Origin of the sequence: Providencia rustigianii DSM 4541 (assembly GCF_000156395.1) — a bacterium.
Taxonomy (GTDB): domain Bacteria; phylum Pseudomonadota; class Gammaproteobacteria; order Enterobacterales; family Enterobacteriaceae; genus Providencia; species Providencia rustigianii.
The window spans coordinates 1462-2134 of sequence record NZ_GG703826.1; the positions used below are offsets into that span (position 1 = coordinate 1462).

At 40.6% G+C, this 673-nt stretch carries 2 protein-coding genes; both read left to right on the top strand.

Annotated elements, in window-relative coordinates; genetic code table 11:
• The first annotated feature begins 50 nt into the window (after positions 1–50).
• On the top strand, positions 51–431 hold the full coding sequence (locus PROVRUST_RS18400) for a hypothetical protein (RefSeq protein WP_006816424.1): 381 nt from the start codon (positions 51–53) through the stop codon (positions 429–431).
• 6 nt (positions 432–437) lie between these two features.
• Positions 438–673 (top strand): phage baseplate assembly protein V (locus PROVRUST_RS18405; RefSeq protein WP_156777708.1); only part of this gene is annotated, 236 nt, incomplete at its 3' end.

The following is a 673-nucleotide window of genomic DNA, read 5'->3' on the forward strand; positions in this document are numbered from 1 at the left end:
ACTTGCGCCATTAATGGCAGGCTTAAGAAAATTAATTTCTTGAGGTTGCTATGCGTAAATACACTCCCTTTATTCCTGCTTTAGTCGTTATTCTTTACTCGCTGATTGCCTTTTTTGATAACACAGCCGGAAGTTTTATTGCTGTTCTCATATTGAATACCGTGATTTCATTTTATGCCTTCTGGTTATTGATGAACTATCTGCCATTTCTAGGGAGACAAACAAAGCACTATCAATTAGACGGTTTCCCTCTGAGCCTTGTCCCGATGGATAACACCGTTTATCGCTATGCTAATGCATTAAATTTACTTGCTTTGTTTACATTAACGCTCATCGGTCAATGGTTTTTAGTCCCGTTATTTACCTGTTTAGGCTGCTGGCAACACTTAGTTCGCCAATTGACTTTAAATGCCATTTCACAAGAGAAATAACGTGCTATGTCCGCTGATGTTTATCGTTTAATACGAAATATGATCCGTATTGGTGTTGTCACTGCCGTTGATGTCAAAAAAGGGTGTCGCGTGCAAATCGGTGATTTAGAAACGGAATGGCTTAACTGGATAACATTGCGTGCCGGTAGTACTCGCACAATGAATGCGCCGAGTGTTGGTGAGCAAGTGATTATCCTAGCTATCGGCGGTGAGTTAACGACAGCATTTGTATTAACGGGTAT

Coding starts and splice junctions, on each gene's coding strand:
- PROVRUST_RS18400 (WP_006816424.1), top strand. CDS start 51: ATGCGTAAATACACTCCCTTTATTCCTGCTTTAGTCGTTATTCTTTAC.